The sequence below is a fragment of the Petrimonas mucosa genome, from assembly GCF_900095795.1.
In the GTDB taxonomy this organism is placed as follows: Bacteria; Bacteroidota; Bacteroidia; order Bacteroidales; family Dysgonomonadaceae; genus Petrimonas; species Petrimonas mucosa.
Window position 1 is genome coordinate 3,380,598 of sequence record NZ_LT608328.1, and the last position, 22,077, is coordinate 3,402,674.

18 protein-coding genes and 1 pseudogene are annotated in these 22,077 nt (G+C 56.7%); 13 read left to right on the forward strand and 6 right to left on the reverse strand.

The features are described 5' to 3' along the window. The 3 genes and pseudogenes from nqrF to ING2E5A_RS15795 form a co-directional block, all read left to right on the forward strand. On the forward strand, window positions 1–1,275 hold the full coding sequence (nqrF, locus tag ING2E5A_RS13475; protein WP_071137853.1) for an NADH:ubiquinone reductase (Na(+)-transporting) subunit F: 1,275 nt from the start codon (window positions 1–3) through the stop codon (window positions 1,273–1,275). Between the two features lie 318 nt (window positions 1,276–1,593). Continuing rightward, on the forward strand, window positions 1,594–2,340 hold the full coding sequence (locus tag ING2E5A_RS15790) for a hypothetical protein (protein ID WP_231960391.1): 747 nt from the start codon (window positions 1,594–1,596) through the stop codon (window positions 2,338–2,340). Continuing rightward, window positions 2,294–3,448 (forward strand): annotated as a pseudogene (locus ING2E5A_RS15795) (glycoside hydrolase family 36 protein); the annotation flags it as partial. The gene ING2E5A_RS15790 and the pseudogene ING2E5A_RS15795, both read left to right, overlap by 47 nt. A gap of 49 nt (window positions 3,449–3,497) precedes the next feature. On the opposite strand, the gene ING2E5A_RS13485 reads toward ING2E5A_RS15795, so the two are convergent. From ING2E5A_RS13485 to ING2E5A_RS13500, 4 genes are read right to left on the reverse strand one after another with little or no spacing between them, the layout of a single operon-like run. Then, on the reverse strand, window positions 3,498–4,760 hold the full coding sequence (locus ING2E5A_RS13485) for a porin family protein (protein WP_083373356.1): 1,263 nt from the start codon (window positions 4,758–4,760) through the stop codon (window positions 3,498–3,500). Beyond that, window positions 4,757–5,326: an RNA polymerase sigma factor gene (locus ING2E5A_RS13490; protein WP_071137855.1), complete on the reverse strand. Its 570-nt coding sequence runs from the start codon at window positions 5,324–5,326 to the stop codon at window positions 4,757–4,759. The genes ING2E5A_RS13485 and ING2E5A_RS13490 overlap by 4 nt, the downstream gene beginning before the upstream one ends. A gap of 37 nt (window positions 5,327–5,363) precedes the next feature. After that, window positions 5,364–6,107, reverse strand: coding sequence for a NigD1/NigD2 family lipoprotein (locus ING2E5A_RS13495; protein ID WP_071138376.1), 744 nt, complete (start codon window positions 6,105–6,107; stop codon window positions 5,364–5,366). A gap of 25 nt (window positions 6,108–6,132) precedes the next feature. Then, complete coding sequence (locus ING2E5A_RS13500; RefSeq protein ID WP_071137856.1) at window positions 6,133–7,098, reverse strand: DMT family transporter; 966 nt, start codon at window positions 7,096–7,098, stop codon at window positions 6,133–6,135. 387 nt (window positions 7,099–7,485) lie between these two features. On the opposite strand from ING2E5A_RS13500, the gene ING2E5A_RS13505 reads away from it, so the two are divergent. Genes ING2E5A_RS13505 through ilvC form a run of 9 tightly spaced genes read left to right on the forward strand, consistent with a single transcriptional unit; the run spans window position 7,486 to window position 18,917 of the window. Then, entirely contained in the window at window positions 7,486–8,973 is a 1,488-nt protein-coding gene (locus ING2E5A_RS13505; RefSeq protein ID WP_071137857.1) for a 2-isopropylmalate synthase, read from the forward strand. Window positions 8,974–8,998: 25 nt separating this feature from the next. Further along, window positions 8,999–10,387 carry a 3-isopropylmalate dehydratase large subunit gene (gene leuC, locus ING2E5A_RS13510; protein ID WP_071137858.1) on the forward strand — a complete coding sequence of 463 codons (1,389 nt, stop codon included), beginning with the start codon at window positions 8,999–9,001 and terminating at the stop codon, window positions 10,385–10,387. A gap of 21 nt (window positions 10,388–10,408) precedes the next feature. Continuing rightward, window positions 10,409–11,005, forward strand: a complete 597-nt coding sequence (gene leuD / locus ING2E5A_RS13515) for a 3-isopropylmalate dehydratase small subunit (protein ID WP_071137859.1) — start codon at window positions 10,409–10,411, stop codon at window positions 11,003–11,005. A gap of 28 nt (window positions 11,006–11,033) precedes the next feature. After that, complete coding sequence (locus ING2E5A_RS13520; protein WP_231960394.1) at window positions 11,034–12,590, forward strand: alpha-isopropylmalate synthase regulatory domain-containing protein; 1,557 nt, start codon at window positions 11,034–11,036, stop codon at window positions 12,588–12,590. A 14-nt stretch (window positions 12,591–12,604) separates the two neighbouring features. Next, complete coding sequence (gene leuB, locus ING2E5A_RS13525) at window positions 12,605–13,681, forward strand: 3-isopropylmalate dehydrogenase (RefSeq protein WP_071137860.1); 1,077 nt, start codon at window positions 12,605–12,607, stop codon at window positions 13,679–13,681. 16 nt (window positions 13,682–13,697) lie between these two features. Beyond that, the gene (gene ilvD, locus ING2E5A_RS13530) at window positions 13,698–15,542 is read left to right on the forward strand and encodes a dihydroxy-acid dehydratase (RefSeq protein ID WP_083373357.1); all 1,845 of its coding nucleotides are present in this window, start codon (window positions 13,698–13,700) and stop codon (window positions 15,540–15,542) included. 12 nt (window positions 15,543–15,554) lie between these two features. Continuing rightward, on the forward strand, window positions 15,555–17,276 hold the full coding sequence (gene ilvB / locus ING2E5A_RS13535; RefSeq protein ID WP_071137861.1) for a biosynthetic-type acetolactate synthase large subunit: 1,722 nt from the start codon (window positions 15,555–15,557) through the stop codon (window positions 17,274–17,276). A 12-nt stretch (window positions 17,277–17,288) separates the two neighbouring features. Continuing rightward, complete coding sequence (gene ilvN, locus ING2E5A_RS13540) at window positions 17,289–17,852, forward strand: acetolactate synthase small subunit (protein WP_071137862.1); 564 nt, start codon at window positions 17,289–17,291, stop codon at window positions 17,850–17,852. Window positions 17,853–17,870: 18 nt separating this feature from the next. Beyond that, entirely contained in the window at window positions 17,871–18,917 is a 1,047-nt protein-coding gene (gene ilvC / locus ING2E5A_RS13545; protein ID WP_071137863.1) for a ketol-acid reductoisomerase, read from the forward strand. Window positions 18,918–19,470: 553 nt separating this feature from the next. Here the strand turns inward: ilvC and ING2E5A_RS13555 are convergent. Together ING2E5A_RS13555 and ING2E5A_RS13560 are read right to left on the reverse strand one after the other, a co-directional pair. Further along, complete coding sequence (locus ING2E5A_RS13555; protein WP_161942031.1) at window positions 19,471–20,067, reverse strand: aminotransferase class IV; 597 nt, start codon at window positions 20,065–20,067, stop codon at window positions 19,471–19,473. 7 nt (window positions 20,068–20,074) lie between these two features. Continuing rightward, a complete protein-coding gene (locus ING2E5A_RS13560) occupies window positions 20,075–21,049 on the reverse strand; it encodes an aminodeoxychorismate synthase component I (protein ID WP_071137866.1) in 975 nt (324 codons plus the stop codon). Window positions 21,050–21,119: 70 nt separating this feature from the next. Between ING2E5A_RS13560 and fmt the strand changes: the two genes are divergently transcribed. Continuing rightward, window positions 21,120–22,067 carry a methionyl-tRNA formyltransferase gene (fmt, locus tag ING2E5A_RS13565; RefSeq protein WP_071137867.1) on the forward strand — a complete coding sequence of 316 codons (948 nt, stop codon included), beginning with the start codon at window positions 21,120–21,122 and terminating at the stop codon, window positions 22,065–22,067. The last annotated feature ends 10 nt before the right edge of the window (window positions 22,068–22,077 follow it).

Consider the following 22,077-nt stretch of genomic DNA (forward strand, 5'->3'; position numbering starts at 1 on the left):
ATGAATGTGTTGTTAATGAGTTCAGGCGGAATAACCATCTTGACCAGTGTGGTGGTTTTCCTGTTGATCATTCTGATCTTGGTAATTGTCATCCTGGTGGCCAAGGCGAAGCTGATGCCGTCCGGAAATGTGAAGATTACCGTCAATAACGAGAAAAATCTGGAGGTTCCCATGGGGTCAACCCTGCTAAATACGCTGCAATCACAGAATATCTTCCTCTCGTCCGCCTGTGGCGGCGGTGGAACGTGCGGACAGTGCCGCTGCCGGGTACTGGAAGGTGGTGGAGAGATACTACCCACCGAAACCGGCCACTTCAGCCGCAAGGAGCAGATGGACAAGTGGCGTCTCAGCTGCCAGGTGAAGGTGAAGGAGGATATGGAGATCATGGTGCCGGAAGAGGTATTCGGCGTGAAGGAGTGGGAGTGCGAAGTTGTATCGAACAACAACGTAGCCACCTTTATCAAGGAGTTTATCGTGAAACTGCCCGATGGCGAGCATCTCGACTTCATCCCGGGCTCTTACAGCCAGATCAAGGTTCCCAAGTATGAACTGAAGTATACCGATTTCGATATCGACGACCAGTATAAACCGGAGTGGGACAAGTTCAAGATGTGGGATCTCTCCGTCAAGAACGAGGAAGAGACCATTCGCGCCTACTCCATGGCCAACTACCCTGCCGAAGGGGATATCATCAAACTGAACGTCCGTGTGGCAACCCCGCCGTTCGACCGGGCCAGGAACACCTGGATGAATGTAAGTCCAGGTATCGTCTCCTCCTATATCTTCAACCTGAAGCCGGGCGACAAGGTGATCATGTCGGGTCCCTACGGCGATTTCCACCCCATCGTCAACAGCAAGCGCGAAATGCTCTGGGTGGGTGGTGGTGCCGGTATGGCTCCCCTGCGTGCACAGATCATGCATATGACCAAGACGCTGAAGACAACCGACCGCAAGATGTCATTCTTCTACGGCGCACGCGCATTGATGGAGGCATTCTACCTCGAAGACTTCTACGAACTGGAGCGCGAGTTCCCCAACTTCTCGTTCCACCTGGCACTCGACCGTCCCGATCCGGAAGCAGATGCTGCCGGCGTGAAGTATACCCCCGGGTTCGTACATCAGGTGATCTACGATACCTACCTCAAGGATCACGACGCTCCCGAAGATATCGAGTACTACATGTGCGGTCCCGGCCCGATGGCCGCTGCGGTGCAAAAGATGCTCGACAGCCTCGGCGTACCGCCCGAAATGATCATGTTCGACGATTTCGGATAAGCAACATCTTTAATCATCAAATAGGATTAACGGTTCTCTCTGTCGGAGGGGACCGTTTTTTTTGGGGCATGCCGCTTCATATCTGCAAGCTGGAGCCGCTCCTTTAGTTAATAAAACGTAAATGACAATATCTTGCCACTTTCCAGGCCACATATATCGATAAATTTTAACGAAATTCGAAGTTGAATCGATTAAACTAATGTTAACCAACACACAACAGGAGAACCCTGAATAGCTCCAATCCAAACCTTAGCCTGTAACCAGACAATGCGGTAGACAGGATATGAAAGGGGCAGAGGGGCTGTAAAAGTCAAGAGTATGAAACGAAATGTAGTAACATGGCTAATTCTCAACCTGGTGTGGTTCGCCACGCCAACCTTTGGCCAGTCCCTCTCCCGGTTCGGGAAAAAGGAGGTGAAGGTGGCCGACTGGGTGGATCAACAATTTAGAAAAGAGGTTATCCCACCCTTCTCGTTCCGGTACAATGGCGTCCACTCCTCCACCTTTATCAGAAAATGGCAATTCTCGGCGAAAAAGGGGAGTCCCGATGCGGCGGGTGCAGTAGAGAACCAATACAGCTGGAAGGAGAGGGAAACGGGAATGATCGTGACCTGTCACCTGAAGTACTATCCGTCGCACGAGGCTGTGGAGTGGGTGCTCCATTTCACCAACAGTTCGGACGAGAACTCGCCACAGATAACAGCGGTTTCGGTAATTGATGTGGATTGGCGCTATGGTGGCGGCAGCGAACTGTTGTTGCACTATGCCAACGGAAGCTCTGCCTCCCGAAGCGATTTCAATCCTAAAAAAGAGGTGCTGAAGGCGGGTGTGCCATTTGAGATCTATCCCCGGAACGGACGCTCCTCCGATCACGCCTTCCCCTTCTTCAACATCGAATCGGAAACGGGTAGTGGAGTCATGGTGGCTGTTGGATGGACCGGTACCTGGTTTGCCCGTTTCGAGAAAAATAAAGCGAGCGGTCTCTCCCTCCGGGCCGGGATGAAAGAGCTGGATACCTACCTGCCTGACGACCGACTATGCCATTGCTATGATCAACCGGTATAAGCGGTTCAAGCTGGTTCCGGAGGTGTTCTGGCTCGATGCGGGCTGGTATATTCACGCCAATGAGGTGGAGAAGGAGAAGAACTGGGCCAACACGGTCGGAAACTGGGAGGTGGACCAGGATCGCTTTCCAGGGGGGCTAAAACCGATATCTGACGAGGTACACAAGGCCGGCGCCAAGTTCATGGTCTGGTTTGAACCGGAGAGGGTGGTCAAGGATTCGAAATGGGGCAGGGAGAGGAAGGAGTGGATGCTTCAAGCGGATGGAACAGGCGACTATTTGTTTGACTTGGGAAACAGGGAGGCGCTCCAATGGCTTTGCAACTATATCGGCGACTTCATGGAGGCGAACGGGATCGACTACTATCGCCAGGATTTCAACATGAGAATCGACAACTTCTGGAGAGAGAATGATGCGCCTGGCAGGATGGGTATCAGGGAGATACGCCATATTGAGGGTCTCTACGCTTTCTGGGACTACCTGCTACGGAGATTTCCGGAGGCGATAATTGACAATTGTGCCAGCGGAGGACGTCGCCTCGACTTTGAGACGATGAAGCGGAGTGCTCCGATGTGGCGTACCGACTACACCTACGGCGAGCCGGTCGGATACCAGACACACACCTATGGACTCAGTCTCTTTTTACCGTTGACCGGGACCGGCGTCCAGAAGAGTGACCGCTTTACTTTTCGCTCCAGCCTGGGCACCTCGGTAATCTTCAACTGGAAGATCACCGACCAGTCATCCTCCTTTACCGAAATGCAGCGCTGTTTCAAGGAGTTCATGGAGCTACGCCCCTACTATTACGGGGAATACTATCCGTTGACCTCCTATGAGGATATGACAGCCGATGATATCTGGATGGTCTATCAGCTCCACAGGCCGTCCGATGAAACGGGGATCATCGTGGCATTCAGGCGGGAAGAGTGTACCAGCGACGAGATCACGGTGAGGTTGTCGGCTCTCCAGCCGGGGGCAACCTACAAGTTAACCGATCGCGATAGCGCCCACTCTTTCTACCTGACGGGTGAGGCGCTACGGAACGGACTCACACTGAAACTGGAGCAGCCACGCAGTTCACTCATCTACCAATATGAAAGATTACAATAAATTAAAAAGCCATCACTCGGGATGACTTTTTAATTGGGTTCATTTAATATCAATCGGTGAGGGTAAAACGTAATCCGAGACGGATATTGAAGTTGAGCGGCTTCTCCCGGTAGATCGTCTCCACCCTGCTGCCATTGCTGAAGTGGTAACTCATTCCCGGCTCGGCATAGAGACCGATTCTTTTCCAGAAGCGGTACTCCACACCGGCGCCGGCGGTGGCCGACCACTGCAGCGGTTTAACCCTCATCCGCTCTTCAATCCTCTCCTCCACCACATTATCCACAATATAATCGGTAGTGAGGCTTCCCGAAACGCTCTTCTCCACGGCTCCTCCGCCTGAAACATAGGCCGAGAGCTTGTCGCCCCTCCAGAAGGTGTAGTTGAGGCTTACCGGGAGACCGAGGTAGTGCAGCGTCTGGCGGCTGCGGTAGTACTGGCTATAGCTACCAGTGCTCAACCTGGAGGTGAGCATGGTGTAGTTGACTCCCCCCGTGATACTCCAGCGGTCGCCGAGGCCATACTTGAGCGAAAATCCCAGGGTGACCGGCTGTGAATGGCTGATATCGGTATAGACATGCCGGTACTCGTCGCCTACCAGGAAGGTGCCCGGAACCTCTGCCCTGCCGGCCAGCAGCTCCTCCTTCTCATCCGACACCAGACCCGAGGGGGTAAAGGTGCGGTATCCGTCGTAATGGGCCACGGAGCCCGACGGTATATTGTTCGCATACAGGTCGGTCTGCCACCTGGCCGGTTGGCTGTTGCGCCGCCTTGCCGGCAGACGGAACTCCTCCTTGCCGCTGCTGGCGGGAGTGTTGCTCCTCTCGATTTTTGGGGCGGGAAGTGGAGATTCATCCACCGCTTCGGGCTGTTCGACAGACGTTTCGGGCTGTTCGGCAGACGTTTCAGGCTGTTCGGCAGACACTTCGTCAATCACGGGAAGCGGACGGACAACGGCAACAGGGCGAACCGGGGCTACCGGGGCTACCGGCCCGAGCTGTTGCGCCAACTGCGGTTTCCGGATGGAAAGCGTTGCCGGAGCGTGCCGTTCGTTACTGTCTTGTAGTGCGACGGACTGAACATTTTTTTGATTTTCCCTGAAGAGATACAGTCCGGTAAAAAACAGCACGATGCCGACTGCGGCTACTGCTCCGGCACGCCTGTACCACATCCCCACACCTTTTCCTACCGGCCGTGCAATGGTTCCACTACCGGCATTCATCATCTGCTCAACTCTTTCCCACAATCCTTCAGGAGCAGGCTCTTCATAATGCTCCATCCGGCTGCGCAACTCATCCTGCCATTGATTACTCATAGTGCCATCTTTTTAAACCGGTAAGAATCGATCTCCTGCATCAGCTGGGCCTTGGCCCTGTGCAACTGCGACGCAGAGGTGCTCTCCGAAATATTGAGAAGCGAAGCAATCTCCTTGTGACTTTTCTCCTCAAACACATAGAGGTTGAATACAGTCCGGTAACCCATGGGCAACTTTCTGATCATCTCCATGATCACCGGTGTAGGGATCTCGTGGAAGTCGGGCTCCCGGTCGTCCGCCAGATCGGGGAGCTCCCCCTCCGGCATGTTCGTCACCTTCAATCTGCTGCCCGTGCGGATATGCTTCAACGCTTCGTTGACCACAATACGCGACGCCCACGCCTTTAACGATCCCTCTCCCTTGTATTCGAACGTATCCACTGCCTTGAAGATCTTGATAAAGCTCTCCTGCAGGATATCCTTCACATCCTCCTTGTCCGGGACGTAACGGGAGCATACGGCGGTAAGATACCCCGAATAGGTGTCGTAGAACCTCTTCATGGCCGCTCTGTTACCCCGTATGATCTGCCGAAGCAGTGTCTCCTCCCTGTCTACGTCTCTGGTCATTTACAGATTTTGCTCGAAGCAACGGTGAAATAATCGGTTATTGCAACGGTATTACGCTGCGTTCGGCAGCAATGGCAGGACTGGCCGGTGTGGCCGCACGCGTCTTGTAGTCGAACTCAGCCGATTTCTCGCCGCTGAACGATCTCCATTTCAGCTTCAGTTTCACGGTCTCCCCTTGCGTATCAGGCAGGCTGTCGAGCCGGAACGCCACCAGTCCGTCACCCAGTCGTCCGCCGATATCGCCGTTCGCATTGTGGCGGAACTCCACCTCATACGGGTTCTCCGGATTGTTGGTAGAGAAGAGGTTCACATAATGCACCACACGCGGATAACCCCACTCGGTACGGAAACGGAGTGTAAGATATCCATCCTCGGCAATCGTCACCCAGTCGCGTACGATCTCCACCGGGTCGTTGCCATATTTCTGATCGTTCTCATCACCCAGGTTGGGTACCATCCCCTTCGTGCGGATACTGTCGATCCAGCTCACGTGTACCGCCTGATCGTATCCACTGCTGGGTATGTCCACCTCCTTATAGTTTACCAGCGCCCGAACTTCTTTCTCTCCAAAGGGTGAAGTGGTCAGGTTCACGGGAAGCAGTGTCGTCTTGTCGTCCAACTGCAGAAAAACAGTTTTATCCCCCGCATGCTTAACGGTCACCAGCGCATTCGGATATAAGCGGTTCACATCATCGTCGTCGTTCAGACATGAGGGGAGGAAGAGGGAGCCAAAGAGCAACCCCGCTGTCAACAGTAAAGTAGATTTTTTCATCGTTTTCATTTTTTTCATCATTTGGTTCTACATGTTACCCTTTAAATCCACCCTTGTCCCTTTCCTTGCATGGAATCTTGTTATTTTTTGTTAATTGTACAACTTTCGCAAGCAAGCGCCCGACGGGTTTCAGATACTCGTTCAGCAGGATGCCCGAAACAATCAGGAGCAGTCCGAGGTAGGTGGTAAGGTAGATGGTCTCTCCCACCACTGCATGGATCAGAAAGAGGGAGATAAAGGGAGAGAGGTAGCAGAGCTGGTTGGTCAGCGCCGGATTGCTGCTTTTCTGCAGGGCCATTCCGAAGAAGATGAAGGGGACGGCCATTTCGAACATCCCCACGTATAGGGCCGACAACAATCCAGGCAGCGAAGCGAGGCGGGACGAGAGGAACGGGGCGGCGAGCAACAGGTAGATGGAGCCGGAGAGGAAGCTGAGAAAGAGTCCCGCAATACCGTCCACCGCTCTGTTACGCCGGTTCACGATCCAGAAGGTGGCCCACAGGAAGGCGCTGAAAAAGGCGAGCAGGATTCCGGCTTTCGACAGCTCAACCCCTGCGATACCCTCGGCACCCACCGAGATCAGCACCACACCGCCAAACGAAATGATCATCCCGGCAAACTTGAAGAGGGGAACAGGCCGCTTCTCGATCACCGCCAGCAGCAGGGCCAGAAGAATGGGCCAGAAGTAGTTGATCGGCTGTGCAACCTGTGCCGGCAGCAGGTCGTACGACCGGAAAAGGATCAGGTAGTAGAGGGCAGGGTTCAACAGGCCGGTAAAGGCGTAGCTCCCCAGCTCTCTCCGGTTCAAACCCTTCAACAGGTGCCACTTGCGCTGAAAGGTGAGCACCCCGGCAAAGAGGAGCGTAGCGGTAATGGCCGACACCAGTATCAGTTCGAAGGCACCGTAGTGTCGCAAGCCGATTTTGAAGGCAGAAGCAACCGTCGACCAGCTGGCGATGGCTATTGCGGTATATAGAAGGGCTTTGCTGTTCTCTTTCATCCTCTCCACTCCTCTCCCTATTGGTCGGGTCGACAAAAATAGTGATAATCGGCCGCACAAGGAAGAGATACCTAAACTTTGTAACCAACATCTCGCTTTTTATTTCAATTCGTAATTTTTTTTGAAAAAAATATGGAAAATATTTTGCCATTCCGATTTTTTGCTTTTTCTTTGCACTCAATTACAAGAAAAAACTTTTTCATTTCAATGATGAGTCAACATTCTATCGCTATTCTAGTCATTTCCATTCTACTTCTGGAGCATTTCGGAGGGTGAGACCGGTATATCGATATTGAATAGCAAATAACTTGATAAAGAAACCTTTCTCACCGCGTGGGAAAGGTTTCTTCTTATAATGGAACAGATCAAACCAAGTAGAAAATAGATATGGAACGAGTTTATGTTTTTGATACGACGTTGCGCGACGGGGAGCAGGTTCCCGGCTGTCAACTGAACACCATCGAGAAGATTCAGGTGGCCAAGGCACTCGAACTGCTGGGTGTGGATGTGATCGAAGCCGGTTTCCCGGTCTCCAGTCCGGGCGACTTCAACTCGGTGGTGGAGATCTCCAAGGCGGTCACCTGGCCCGTTATCTGCGCCCTCACCCGTGCAGTTGAAAAGGATATCGAGGTGGCAGCCGAGTCGTTGAAATATGCCAAACGGAAACGGATCCACACCGGGATCGGCACATCCGATATCCATATCCGGCACAAATTCAACTCCAACCGCGAAGAGATCATCGAACGGGCAGTGAAGGCGGTGAAGCATGCCCGCCGGTTTGTCGACGACGTGGAGTTCTACGCCGAGGATGCCGGCCGCACCGACAACGAATATCTCGCCCGTGTGGTGCAGGCGGTAGTGGATGCCGGTGCCACCGTGGTCAACATCCCCGACACCACCGGCTACTGCTTTCCCCACGTTTATGGTGCAAAGATCAAGTACCTCATCGACCATGTTGACATGAAGAAGGCCATCCTCTCCACGCACTGCCATCAGGATCTGGGCATGGCTACCGCCAACACCCTCGCCGGGGTGCTCAACGGCGCGCGACAGGTGGAGGTGACCATCAACGGAATCGGCGAGCGGGCCGGAAACACCTCGCTCGAGGAGGTGGTGATGGCACTGAAGAGCCACAAGGACCTCGGGTTCGATACCAATATCAACACCACCAAGATCTACTCCACCAGCCGGCTGGTCTCCACGCTGATGAACATGCCGGTACAGCCCAACAAGGCGATCGTGGGCAGGAACGCTTTTGCCCACTCCTCGGGCATCCACCAGGACGGAGTACTGAAAAATGTGCAGACCTACGAGATCATCGACCCGAAAGATGTGGGAATCGACGAGAACTCCATCGTGCTGACGGCACGGAGTGGCCGCGCCGCACTGAAGAACCGCCTCAACCTGCTGGGCGTCGATATCGACAACGGCGAGCTGGATGAAGTGTACCAGAAGTTCCTCGCACTGGCCGACAAGAAGAAGGATATCAAGGATGACGACATCCTCTCGCTGGTAGGCAAGGAGTCGAAACTGCACCGCATCCAGATCGACTACCTGCAGGTCACCTGCGGAATCGGTCTGCGTCACGTAGCCAGTATCGGACTCAACATCGCCGGCGAGCACTTCGAGGCATCGGCCACCGGAAACGGTCCCGTCGACGCCGCTATCAAGGCGGTGAAGAAGATCATCAGCCGCGAAATGGTGATCCAGGAGTTCCTGATCCAGGCCATCAACCGCGGAAGCGACGATGTGGGCAAGGTCCACATGCAGGTGGAGCACAACGGACTGCTCTACTACGGCTTCTCGGCCAATACCGATATCGTCTCCGCTTCGGTGGAGGCATTTATCGATGCGGTTAACAAGTTTGTGGAATAAATAAATTCAAGAGAAAAAAACAGATATGAAGACGCTTTTTGACAAGATCTGGGACGCACACGTGGTTACCACAGTAAAGGAGGGTCCCTCGCAACTCTATATCGACCGCCACCTCTGCCATGAAGTAACCAGTCCCCAGGCCTTTGCGGGACTTCGGGCAAGGGGATTGAAGGTATTCCGTCCGGAGCAGACGCTGCTTACGGCCGACCACAACATCCCCACCATGGAGCAGGAGCGCCCCATCCGGGACGAGGTCTCCCGTTACCAGGTCGACACCCTCGCCAGGAACGCCCGGGAGTTCGGGCTCACCTACTACGGCCTGCGCCACTCCAAGAACGGGATCGTTCACGTGATCGGACCGGAGAATGGCTTTACACAACCGGGGATGACCATCGTCTGTGGCGACAGCCACACCTCCACCCACGGGGCGTTCGGCGCCATCGCCTTCGGCATCGGCACCAGCGAAGTGGAGATGGTACTCTCCTCGCAATGCATCCTGCAGACGAGGCCCAAAACCATGCGGATCAACTTCGAGGGAAAGCTCCGAGAGGGCGTAAGTGCCAAGGATATGGCCCTCTACATGATCTGGCAGCTCACCACGGGCGGAGCCACCGGCTACTTCGTGGAGTATGCCGGCGAGGCGGTCCGCAACCTCAACATGGAGCAGCGGATGACCCTCTGCAACCTGAGCATCGAGATGGGTGCCCGGGGGGGACTGATCGCACCCGACGAGACCACCTTCGCCTACCTCAAGGGGCGCGAGTTCGCTCCCAAGGGAGAACGGTGGGAGGAGGCGCTCGCCTACTGGAAAACGTTGAAGAGCGACGAAGGGGCGGTTTTCGACAAGGAGGTCACCTTCGACGCCTCGCAGATCAAGCCGATGATCACCTACGGCACCAACCCCGGCATGGGGATGCCGATCGACGGTACCATTCCCCAGATCGACGAGATTGACGAGACAGGCAAGATCTCGTTCGAGAAGTCGCTCAACTACATGGGCTTCAAGCCGGGACAGAAACTGGAGGGGCATCCGGTCGACTACGTCTTCCTGGGCAGCTGCACCAACGGCCGCATCGAGGATTTCCGCACCTTCGCCAACTACGTGAAAGGGAAGAGGAGGGCCGACAACATCACCGCATGGCTGGTACCCGGCAGCTGGCAGGTCCGCAGGCAGATCGAGGCCGAGGGGCTCGACCGGATCCTGGAGGAGGCCGGTTTCGAGCTGCGACAGCCGGGATGCTCCGCCTGTCTGGCGATGAACGACGACAAGGTACCGGCAGGGAAGTATGCCGTCTCCACCTCCAACCGTAACTTCGAAGGGCGTCAGGGTCCCGGTGCACGCACCATCCTGGCCAGTCCGCTGGTAGCAGCCGCCGCGGCCGTGTCGGGCAGAATCACTACCCCTGAAATCTAACGATTAGCATATCAATAAAATATGGAAAAGTTCAATACAATTACATCCACATATGTCCCCCTTCCGATAGAGAACGTGGACACCGACCAGATCATCCCCGCCCGCTTCCTGAAGGCGACCACCCGCGAGGGGTTCGGCGACAACCTGTTTGCCGACTGGCGCTATGAGAAATCGGGCGAGCCGAAAGCCGACTTCGTCCTCAACAACCCCACCTACGGCGGTTCGGTCCTGGTGGCGGGGAAAAACTTCGGCAGCGGCTCCAGCCGCGAGCATGCCGCCTGGGCCATTGCCGGTTACGGCTTCAAGGTGGTGGTATCGAGCTTCTTTGCCGATATCTTCCGCAACAACGCCCTCAACAACGGAATCCTCCCGGTGGTGGTGAGCGAGCAGTTCCTCGGCAGCCTCTTCGCATCGGTCCAGCGCAACCCCAAGGCCACCGTCACGGTCGACCTCGAAGCGCAGTTCATCCGCAACAACGAGACCGGCGAGCAGGAGTCGTTCGAGATCAATCCCTACAAGAAGGAGTGTCTGCTGAAAGGACTCGACGATATCGACTATCTCCTCTCCAACCGCGACAAGATCGAGGCCTACGAAAAGAGCCGGCCGTTTGTCTACTAATGTATCACCCGAATCACATCATCAGCCCATGATAAAGAGGAAAATCGAGATAATGGACACCACGCTGCGCGACGGCGAGCAGACCTCGGGCGTCTCATTCGCGGTGGAAGAGAAGGTAAGTATTGTCCGCCTGCTCATCGAAGAGCTAAATGTCGACCGGGTGGAGATCGCCTCGGCACGGGTCTCGGAAGGCGAGTTCAAGTCGGTCCAGAAGATCGCGCAGTGGGCCACGGCCCACGGACATATCAACAAGATCGAGATCCTGGGCTTTGTCGACGGCAACGCCTCGCTCGACTGGATCACCACGGCCGGCTGCCGGGTGGTCAACCTCCTCTGCAAGGGTTCGGAGAACCACTGCACCCACCAGCTCCGGAAGACGGCCAAGGAGCACCTTGCCGATATCAAGGCGGTGATCGCCGAAGCGAAAAGGCGCGGCATGGAGGTAAATATCTACCTAGAGGACTGGTCCAATGGCATGCGCGACTCACAATCCTATGTCTTCGAGATGATGGACGAGCTGCAGCACCAGCCGATCACCCGGTACATGCTACCCGACACGCTCGGCATCCTCAACCCCTGGGAGACCCGCACCTTCTGCCAGCAGATGATCAGCCGGTATCCCCACCTCCATTTCGACTTCCATGCGCATAACGACTACGACCTGGCGGTGGCCAACGTCTTCGAGGCGGTGAAGGCGGGAGTGAAGGGGGTTCACGTCACTGTCAACGGACTGGGAGAACGGGCCGGGAACGCACCCGTCACCAGCATCGTCGCCCTGATCCACGACCAGCTGAAGCTCAGCACCAATGTGGATGAGAGCAAGCTCTACAGCGTCAGCAAGATCGTGGAGAGCTACTCCGGCGTACGGATCCCCGCCAACAAGCCGATTATCGGCGACAACGTCTTCACCCAGGTGGCCGGCGTCCATGCCGACGGCGACAAGAAAAAGAACCTCTACCACAACGACCTGATACCGGAACGGTTCGGCCGCTTACGGGAGTATGCCCTCGGCAAGAACTCCGGCAAGGCCAACATCCTGAAGAACCTCGAGGCACTCGGTATCGAGGTGGACGACGAGGCGGCCAAGAAGGTGACCGCCCGCATCATCGAGCTGGGCGACAAGAAGGAGCTGGTCACCCCCGACGAGCTTCCCTATATCGTCTCCGATATCCTGAAGAATGGCGTCGACAACCAGGAGATACAGATACTGAACTACTCGCTGAACCTCACCGACGGCATGCGCCCCACGGCCACCGTCAAGGTCTCCATCCGGGGAGAGGTCTACCAGCAGTCGGCCGCCGGCGACGGCCAGTACCACGCCTTCTCCAAGGCGATGTACAAGATCTACAAGAGCCTCAACAAACCCACCCCCGAACTGCTCGACTACGTGGTGGTGATCCCGCCCGGCGGCAAGACCAACGCCTACGTGCAGACCATCATTACCTGGAAGTTCGACGGCAAGATATTCAAGACCAGGGGACTCGACATGGACCAGACCGCTGCCGCCATCAAGGCGACAATAAAGATGTTAAACATGATAGAAAAAGGAAATATACCGGTAATCCGCCACATGGAGTTGCCGTAACAAAAAATTGACCTATGAATTTGAAAATAGCTGTATTGGCCGGCGACGGCATCGGTCCCGAGATCATGGACCAGGCATTGAAGGTGACGCGCGCCGTCTGTAAACGATTCAACCATGAGGCAACCTTTACGGAAGCCATCACCGGCGCCTGTGCCATCGATGCCGTGGGCGACCCCTATCCTCCCGAAACGCATCAAGTCTGCATGGCGGCCGATGCGGTGCTGTTCGGTGCCATCGGACACCCCAAGTACGACAACAACCCCAACGCCCCGATCCGTCCCGAACAGGGACTGCTCCGGATGCGGAAGCAGCTGGGACTCTACGGCAATATCCGTCCCGTGATGACCTTCCCCTCGCTGATCCACAAGTCCCCCCTCAGGGCCGACCTGGTGGAGGGGGCAGATTTCGTCTGCATCCGGGAACTGACAGGCGGCATGTACTTCGGCCGGCCGCAGGGACGGAGCGAAGATGGCAACACCGCCTACGACACCTGCGTCTACACCCGCGAGGAGATCGAACGGATCCTGCACCTGGCCTACCGGTTCGCCAGACAGCGTCGCAAGAAGCTGACCGTGGTGGACAAGGCCAACGTGATCGCCACCTCCCGCCTCTGGCGCCAGATCGCCCAGGAGATGGCACCGCAATATCCCGACATCGAGACCGACTACCTCTTCGTGGACAACGCCGCCATGCGGATCATCCAGTGGCCCAGGAGCTTCGACGTGCTGGTCACCGAGAACCTCTTCGGCGATATCCTTACCGATGAAGCATCGGTCATCACCGGCTCGCTGGGGATGCTCCCCTCCGCCTCGATCGGCATCCACACCTCGCTCTTCGAGCCGATCCACGGCTCCTACCCGCAGGCCGCAGGGAAGAATATCGCCAACCCGGTCGCCATGATCCTCTCCGCCGCACTGATGTTCGAATATGCGTTCAACCTGCATGAAGAGGGAGCCGCCATCCGCCAGGCGGTCAACGCCAGCCTTGAAGCCGGCATCGTCACCGAAGAGATTGCCGAGGGGGGTAAAGCCTACACCACCAGCGAAGTGGGGGACTGGGTATCTGAGTATATTGATAGTAAAAAAAAATAATTTATAGAAAATAATCATGAAGCGAAACGAGAAGAGAACCCTTCGGAGCAACAGCTCTACTCAGGGGCGATTGATGGCCGGGGCACGTGCCCTCTGGCGGGCCAACGGCATGAAGGAGGAGCAGATGGGCAAACCGATCATCGCCGTGGTGAACTCCTTCACCCAGTTTGTGCCGGGGCATGCGCACCTGCACGAGATCGGCCAGCTGGTAAAGGCGGAGATCGAGCAGCTGGGCTGCTTCGCCGCCGAGTTCAACACCATCGCCGTGGACGACGGCATCGCCATGGGGCACGACGGGATGCTCTACTCGCTGCCGTCGCGCGACATGATTGCCGACTCCATCGAGTACATGATCAATGCCCACAAGGTGGATGCGATGGTCTGCATCAGCAACTGCGACAAGATCACCCCGGGCATGCTGATGGCCGCCATGCGGCTGAACATCCCCGCCATCTTCGTTTCGGGGGGACCGATGGAGGCAGGGAAGATCGGCGACGAGTCGATCGACCTGATCGACGCGATGATCGAATCGGCCGACGACAATGTCTCCGACCAGCGCATCTCGCAGCTCGAAAAGCTGGCCTGCCCCACCTGCGGCTCCTGCTCCGGCATGTTCACCGCCAACTCGATGAACTGCCTCAACGAAGCGATCGGACTGGCCCTGCCCGGCAACGGAACCATCGTCGCCACCCATGCCAACCGGATCAACCTCTTCCGCAAGGCGGCGAAACAGATTGTGGAGAACGCCCACCGCTACTACTTCGAGGGCGACGAGAGCGTGCTGCCGAGAAGCATAGCCACCCGGGCAGCCTTCCTCAATGCCATGTCGCTCGACATCGCCATGGGCGGATCCACCAACACCATCCTCCATTTGCTGGCCATTGCCCATGAAGCGGAGGTCGATTTCACGATGGACGACATCGATGCACTCTCTCGCAGAGTTCCCTGTGTCTGCAAGGTGGCGCCCAATACCAAGAAATACCATATCCAGGATGTGAACCGGGCCGGCGGCATCCTGGGCATCTTGAACGAGCTAGCCAAGGGGGGACTGATCGACACCTCGGTACACCGTGCCGACGGGTTGACGCTCGGCGAAACGATCGCCCGTTACGACATTACCGTCTCCTCGCCCGATCCGGAAGCTGTGGCGATCTACAGCTCGGCTCCCGGCAACCGGTTCAACCTGGTGATGGGATCGCAGGATGCCCGGTACAAAACGCTCGACAGCGACCGGACCGGCGGCTGTATCCGCAGCATCGACAACGCCTATACCCGCGACGGCGGACTGGCCATCCTGAAGGGGAACATCGCCCGGAACGGCTGTGTGGTGAAGACCGCCGGAGTGGACGAGAAGATCTGGAGCTTCTCGGGCAGGGCCAGGGTCTACCACTCGCAGGATGACGCCTGCGCCGGCATCCTTAACGGCGAGGTGGTTGCCGGCGACGTGGTGGTCATCGTCTACGAGGGACCGAAAGGGGGACCGGGCATGCAGGAGATGCTCTACCCCACCTCCTATATCAAGGCCCGGCACCTGGGCAAGGAGTGTGCCCTGATCACCGACGGCCGTTTCTCCGGAGGCACCTCCGGCCTCTCCATCGGACACATCTCGCCCGAGGCGGCTGCCGGCGGCGAGATAGCGCTGGTGAGGGACGGCGACATCATCGAGATCGATATTCCCAACCGCTCCATCCAGGTACGGCTCACCGACGGAGAGCTGGCAGAGCGGCGGAGAGAGGAAGAGACCAAAGGAAAGGATGCCTTCAAACCGGTGCGGGAACGGGAGATTTCCAACGCACTGAAGTTGTACGCCCACTTCGTCAGTTCGGCCGACAAGGGCGGTGTAAGAATTATCAATTCATAACGACCATACATTATGAGTAATCAGACAAAGGAGAACATTTCGGGGAGCGAGGCGCTGATCCGCTCCCTGCTTGCCGAAGGCGTGGATACCATGTTCGGATATCCCGGCGGTGCCATCATGCCCGTCTTCGACGCCCTCTACGATTATAAGAACGACATCCGCCATATCCTGGTCCGTCACGAACAGGGGGCGGTCCATGCCGCACAGGGTTACGCCCGCGTCTCGCGGAAGACCGGCGTGGCACTGGTCACCTCCGGTCCCGGCGCCACCAACGCCATCACCGGAATCACCGACGCCATGATGGACAGCACCCCGCTGGTGGTGATCTCCGGCCAGGTGGTCTCCGGCCTGCTGGGCACCGACGCCTTCCAGGAGGCCGACGTGATCGGCATCACCCAACCCATCACCAAGTGGGCCTACCAGGTGAGACGTGCCGAAGAGATCCCCTGGGCGGTCTCCCGTGCCTTCTACATCGCCCGGAGCGGCCGTCCCGGACCGGTTGTCCTCGACATCACCAAAGATGCGCAGATCAACAAGTTCGACTACAGCTACAGCAAGACCACCTTCCTGAGGAGCTACCTCCCCTTCCCCGAACCGGAGATGGAGAACATCAGGGCAGCGGCGGAGCTGATCAACCAGGCAGAACGCCCCTTCGCGCTGGTAGGACAGGGTGTGATTCTCGGCAATGCGGAACAGGAGCTGCTCGCCTTCCTCGAGAAGGGGGGAATTCCCTTCGGGTCCACCATCCTCGGGCTCTCCGCCATCCCCACCGACCATCCGCTCAATACCGGCATGCTGGGGATGCACGGCAACATCGCCCCCAACATGAACACCAACGCCTGCGACGTGCTGATCGCCATCGGCATGCGGTTCGACGACCGTGTCACCGGCAACCTCAAAACCTACGCCCGGCAGGCCAAGATCATCCACTTCGACATCGACCTGGCGGAGATGGACAAGAACGTGAAGACCACCGTCAAGGTGCTGGGCGATGCCAAGGCTACCCTCCCGCTCGTCACGGAGCTGATCGGGAAGCGCGACCATTCGGCCTGGCTCGAGACATTCAACCAATACAGGAAGAGAGAGTTCGACTGTGTCATCAAGGCAGAGCTCTATCCCGAGAACGGCGGTGAGCTGAAGATGGGCGAGGTGATCAACAAAGTGTCGGAAGCTACAGGCCACAAGGCGATCTGCGTCACCGACGTGGGTCAGCACCAGATGATGGCCACCCGCTACTTCAAGTCGACCCTCCCCCGCAGCATGGTCACTTCGGGGGGACTGGGCACCATGGGTTTCGGCCTCCCTGCAGGGATCGGAGCGAAGTATGGGGCGCCCGACCGTACCGTCTGCATCTTCGTGGGCGACGGCGGCTTCCAGATGTCGATCCAGGAGCTGGGCACCATCCTGGAGTACCAGGTCGACGTGAAGATCATCCTCCTGAACAACAACTACCTGGGGATGGTGCGGCAGTGGCAGGAGCTCTTCTTCGACGAGCGCTACTCCGAGACCCACCTGAAGAATCCCGACTTTGTAAAGGTAGCCGAAGCCTACGGTATCCGGGGCAGGAAGGTGACCGACCGCAGTGAGCTTGACGGCGCCATCAGGGAGATGCTGGAGCACCGTGGACCCTACCTGCTCGAAGCGGTGGTGGAGACCAAGGGGATGGTATATCCGATGGTACCCGCCGGCGGCAGCGTTACCGACATACTGATTGGAAACGGAAACAAAATTTAAACTGAACGCACTATGGAAGGAAAAACGTTATATACCGTCACCATCTTTTCGGAAAATACGGTAGGTGTGCTCAACCAGATCACCACCATCTTCACCCGCCGGCAGCTCAATATCGAGACCCTCTCGGTCTCCCCCTCGGCACTGGCAGGGATACACAAGTTCACCATCACCGTCTTTGCCGAGTCGGACGAGGTGATGAAGAAGTTGGTCCGGCAGATCGACAAGCGGATCGACGTGTTGAAGGCCTACTTCAATGTCGACGACGAGCTGATCCACCAGGAGCTGGCCCTCTACAAGCTGTCCACCGACAAGGTACTGGAGCACGGGTCGATCGAATACCTGATCCGCAAGTACAACATCCGGGTGCTGGAGGTGACCAACGACTGCGTGGTCTTCCTCAAGGCAGGCCACTATGCCGAGACGCAGGGGCTGTTCGACGAGCTGGCCGAGAAGATCGGCGTACTCCAGTTCATCCGCTCCGGCCGCATCGCCATCACCAAGTCGCGGGTGGAACGTCTCAGCGACATGCTGGCAGAGCGGGAGGAGAAACGGAAACAAGCATTAACAAACAACTAACTTAACAAGATAAACAGTATGGCAAAAATGAATTTTGGCGGGGTAGAAGAGAATGTAGTCACCCGCGACGAATTTCCATTGAGCAAGGCTCTGGAGACATTGAAGAACGAAACCATCGCCGTCATCGGATACGGCGTGCAGGGACCTGGACAGTCGCTCAACCTGCGCGACAACGGCTTCAACGTGATTGTCGGCCAGCGGAAGGAGAGCAAATCGTGGGACAAGGCGGTAGCCGACGGCTGGGTTCCCGGCGAGACCCTGTTCGAGATCGAAGAGGCGTGCCAGCGCGGTACCATCATCCAGTACCTCCTCTCGGATGCCGCCCAGATCGCACTATGGCCCACGGTGAAGAGACACCTCACCCCAGGCAAGGCACTCTACTTCTCCCACGGCTTCGGCATCACCTACAAGGAGCGTACCGGCATCATCCCCCCGGCCGATGTCGACGTGATCCTGGTCGCCCCCAAGGGATCGGGAACCAGCCTGCGGAAGATGTTCCTCGAGGGAAGGGGACTCAACTCCTCCTATGCCATCTTCCAGGATGCCACCGGCAAGGCGTACGACCGGGTGGTCGCCCTCGGTATCGGTGTCGGCTCGGGCTACCTGTTCGAGACCGATTTCAAGCGGGAGGTCTACTCCGACTTGACCGGCGAGCGGGGAACATTGATGGGTGCCATCCAGGGACTCCTGCTGGCCCAGTACGAGGTGCTGCGCGAGAATGGGCACACCCCGTCGGAAGCGTTCAACGAGACGGTGGAAGAGTTGACCCAGTCGCTAATGCCGCTCTTTGCCGAGAAGGGGATGGACTGGATGTACGCCAACTGCTCCACCACGGCACAACGTGGTGCGCTCGACTGGATGGGTCCGTTCCACGACGCCACCAAGCCGGTGTTCGAGAAGCTCTACAAGGAGGTGGCCAACGGCAACGAAGCCCAACGCTCCATCGACAGCAACTCGCAGCCCGACTACCGCGAGAAGCTGGAGGCTGAACTGACGGCCCTCCGCGAAAGCGAGATGTGGCAGACCGGCGCCGTGGTGAGGAAGTTGCGCCCCGAAAACAACTGATTGAATATTGCATGATTATCCGTCGGGTCGTCACAAACGGCCTGACGGTTTTTTATCCTTGCAGTTATACCATTTCTTCGCACCTTTCTTCCGACCAAGTTGGCCAAAGTAAATAAAATAAGTATCTTTGCCTTGTAATTAAGGGTTTAAGGCAAAAAAGATGCCTAGGCTGGACAACATAGAGAACGACTTTCGGGGTTATCAAAACCTTATTACATTTTTTGAAAAAACAGGAATGAGTGGTTTTCAGTGATTGAACTTGAATTGCTCAATTTTTTTGCTGCCAATATGAGTGCCGTCTTAGGTGCAATATTGGATAAACTTGCGAGCAATCTCAATGATATCCGTTTTAGTCATCTAGATCCTCAAATAGAGACCATTCTGCAGAAAAATAATGTTTTAAACGTTACGAATTATGGCCATAAAATGATGCCAATGTACTGATTTATCTCTTCTGGCCAACAGGACTATACAGCTTTGAACAAAGCTACGCCCGCGTTTTCAGGAATCTACTGAGACAAGGAGATAAACCCATCTCAAACATTCAAACAGTTTAGAGATAGCCGGGAAGGATCTCCTTCACCGGAACCCCTACTCCATCTTCAATATCGAGCATGGCATTGATCAGGTAAAGATGATCGAACCGGCCCAGGTTATCCACTGTAATCTTCATCTCTCTTACAATCGACTCCCGCAACAGCTTCTGCCGCTTGGTGCCGTTCAGCAGAGAGGCGGAAGGAGTAAAAAGCTCCCCCGCTTTCCGTAAGACCACGTTGCTGTATGTGGTATCGGTGATCTCTCCCCCCTGCACGATCAGCACCTCATGGCCGGGCTCCGCATCGTTCAGCGCATCCAGCCGTGACCTGTCGGAATATTTGAACGAGTAGTCCAGTCCCTCCGCCTCCACCAGCCGCAACACACAGACCGGCTTCGGCCGGTAGGGATCAAAACCGATGGAGCGGATCTTCCCGTCATACTCTATCCGGCACTTCACCTTCCCCTTGCGGAGCGATTCCGGCAACAACTGCTCCAGGTCGGGCAGCTGCGGAGCAGTAAAACCGAAACGGTTGCCAGTCAGCCCCATCCGCTCCCGATGAGCCTCCAGGTTCACTGCCCGGCCATCCAATATGCATATCGATTCGAGAAACATCCTCATCTCAGTTAAAGGGGAGGTAAATTTTCCGGAGCGCCTCTGCATACTCCTTCCTGCAATCGCTGTTCACCGTAATGCCGCCCCCGCTCCGGAAGAAGAGTCCATCCTCCGTCGCCTCGATAAACCTTATCAGCACGCAGGAGTCGAGATCCTCACCGTCGAAATAGCCCGCCACGCCGGTATAGAAGCCACGCGGCTGCTCTTCAGCCCGCCGGATCAGGTCGACCGTCGCCTTCTTGGGCGCACCGGAGACCGAACCCGCCGGCAGCAGTTCGACAAGGAGCGACCCTATCTTGCCGGCATAGTTCCCCGGCAACTCGCCTTCGATCTCGGAGCTCACCTGCAGGATGGCCCCATGGTTGGTCTCCACCCGGTCGAGATACCTGAAGCGGTTCACCCGCACCCCGGCAGCAACCCGGCTGATATCGTTGCGGATCAGGTCAACGATGGTAGCGTGCTCCGCCTTCTCCTTGTAATCGTTCAGGATCGTCTCCTCCGCATGCATCGCTGCCGCATCTATCGTCCCCTTCATCGGGTTGGAGGAGATTCTCCCCTTCTCGATCCGCACAAACCGCTCGGGCGAGAAGCAGACAAACCTGCCGGGCAGATAGAGCCGGTACGCCGCCCGGCTGCGGTGAAAGATCTCCCGGAGCGACAATCCGGTGGCGACCGGTGTCCGGATCGTCAGGTTGGTCAAGAACGAGTTGCCATAGCGCAACCCCTCCATCACCTGCGAGAAGCGCCCGGCATACAGATCATACTCCTCCGGGAAGGCCTCGAACGAGAAAGTGGAGCCAGTCGTCCAAGCAGTTCCCCCGTTCCCGATCCCCGCCATGTCGAAAAGAATTTCCGACTGCTGCAAGGGATTCTCCAGAAAGAAGCCCTCGCTCAGCTCAAAATCGAAGCCGAACAGGAAGGGCGTTCCGGCTTGTCCAGCCGCATCCATACGTTCTCTTACATCGTTGCAGGAGGTAAACATCCTGCAAAAATAGGCGAATTCGATCTTTTTCCGTTATTTTTGCAGTGAAAAGAGGCAAAAAGATACCGAAATGAAGAGAGAAGAGTTACGCATCGTATTTATGGGGACACCCGCCTTTGCCGTGGAGTCGCTTCAGGCACTGGTCGAAAACGGCTATAACGTGGTCGGGGTCATCACTGCACCCGACAAGCCGGCCGGTCGGGGCTACAAGCTGCAGCCGTCGGCGGTGAAATCGTATGCCCTGTCGGCAGGAGTGCCTATCCTCCAGCCTGAAAAGCTGAAGGATGAGGGGTTCCTGAACGAACTGAGGCAGTTGAAGGCCGACCTCCAGGTGGTGGTTGCCTTCCGGATGCTGCCCGAGGTTGTCTGGAACATGCCGCCCCGCGGAACCTTCAACCTGCACGCCTCGCTGCTGCCGCAATACCGGGGCGCCGCCCCCATCAACTGGGCCCTGATCAACGGCGAGAAGGAGACCGGTGTAACCACCTTCTTCCTCAGTCATGAGATCGACACCGGAGAGATCATATTCCAGGAGAGGGTGCCCATCGGGGAGGATATGGATGCCGGCACCCTGCACGACAGCCTGATGACGTTGGGAGCCAAGCTGGTGCTGAAGACCGTAGATGCAGTGATCGACGGGACGGTCAGGTCGCTGCCGCAGAGTGAGCTGGAGGCAACCATCACTGAACTGAAGCCGGCACCCAAGATCCACCGGGAGAGCTGCCGGATCAACTGGGAGAGCCCGGTGGAGGAGATCCGCAACCTTGTCCGGGGACTGGCACCCTACCCCGCCGCATGGACCGAGTTCGAGGTACGGGGAGAGAAGCTGAACTTCAGGATATTTGAGACAAGAGCGATCAGGGAGGCACACGGATTAACACCGGGTCAGGTGGTCACAGACAATAAAACCACCCTGCGGGTCGCCGCGCAGGATGGCTTTATCGAGATTCTGGATCTCCAGCTGTCTGGAAAAAAGCGGATGAAGACCGGCGACTTCCTCAACGGGTTCTCTTTCTGAACCCGCAACC

Bases quoted from the DNA above. Each gene is read 5' to 3' on its own strand.
- ING2E5A_RS13520 (WP_231960394.1), top strand. From the start codon at position 11,034: ATGATAAAGAGGAAAATCGAGATAATGGACACCACGCTGCGCGACGGC.
- ilvC (WP_071137863.1), top strand. From the start codon at position 17,871: ATGGCAAAAATGAATTTTGGCGGGGTAGAAGAGAATGTAGTCACCCGC.
- ING2E5A_RS13560 (WP_071137866.1), bottom strand. From the start codon at position 21,049: ATGTTTACCTCCTGCAACGATGTAAGAGAACGTATGGATGCGGCTGGA.
- nqrF (WP_071137853.1), top strand. From the start codon at position 1: ATGAATGTGTTGTTAATGAGTTCAGGCGGAATAACCATCTTGACCAGT.
- ING2E5A_RS13485 (WP_083373356.1), bottom strand. From the start codon at position 4,760: ATGAGTAATCAATGGCAGGATGAGTTGCGCAGCCGGATGGAGCATTAT.
- ilvN (WP_071137862.1), top strand. From the start codon at position 17,289: ATGGAAGGAAAAACGTTATATACCGTCACCATCTTTTCGGAAAATACG.
- leuD (WP_071137859.1), top strand. From the start codon at position 10,409: ATGGAAAAGTTCAATACAATTACATCCACATATGTCCCCCTTCCGATA.
- ING2E5A_RS13555 (WP_161942031.1), bottom strand. From the start codon at position 20,067: ATGTTTCTCGAATCGATATGCATATTGGATGGCCGGGCAGTGAACCTG.
- ilvD (WP_083373357.1), top strand. From the start codon at position 13,698: ATGAAGCGAAACGAGAAGAGAACCCTTCGGAGCAACAGCTCTACTCAG.
- ING2E5A_RS13495 (WP_071138376.1), bottom strand. From the start codon at position 6,107: ATGAAAACGATGAAAAAATCTACTTTACTGTTGACAGCGGGGTTGCTC.
- leuB (WP_071137860.1), top strand. From the start codon at position 12,605: ATGAATTTGAAAATAGCTGTATTGGCCGGCGACGGCATCGGTCCCGAG.
- leuC (WP_071137858.1), top strand. From the start codon at position 8,999: ATGAAGACGCTTTTTGACAAGATCTGGGACGCACACGTGGTTACCACA.
- ING2E5A_RS13500 (WP_071137856.1), bottom strand. From the start codon at position 7,098: ATGAAAGAGAACAGCAAAGCCCTTCTATATACCGCAATAGCCATCGCC.
- ING2E5A_RS15790 (WP_231960391.1), top strand. From the start codon at position 1,594: ATGAAACGAAATGTAGTAACATGGCTAATTCTCAACCTGGTGTGGTTC.
- ING2E5A_RS13505 (WP_071137857.1), top strand. From the start codon at position 7,486: ATGGAACGAGTTTATGTTTTTGATACGACGTTGCGCGACGGGGAGCAG.
- fmt (WP_071137867.1), top strand. From the start codon at position 21,120: ATGAAGAGAGAAGAGTTACGCATCGTATTTATGGGGACACCCGCCTTT.
- ING2E5A_RS13490 (WP_071137855.1), bottom strand. From the start codon at position 5,326: ATGACCAGAGACGTAGACAGGGAGGAGACACTGCTTCGGCAGATCATA.
- ilvB (WP_071137861.1), top strand. From the start codon at position 15,555: ATGAGTAATCAGACAAAGGAGAACATTTCGGGGAGCGAGGCGCTGATC.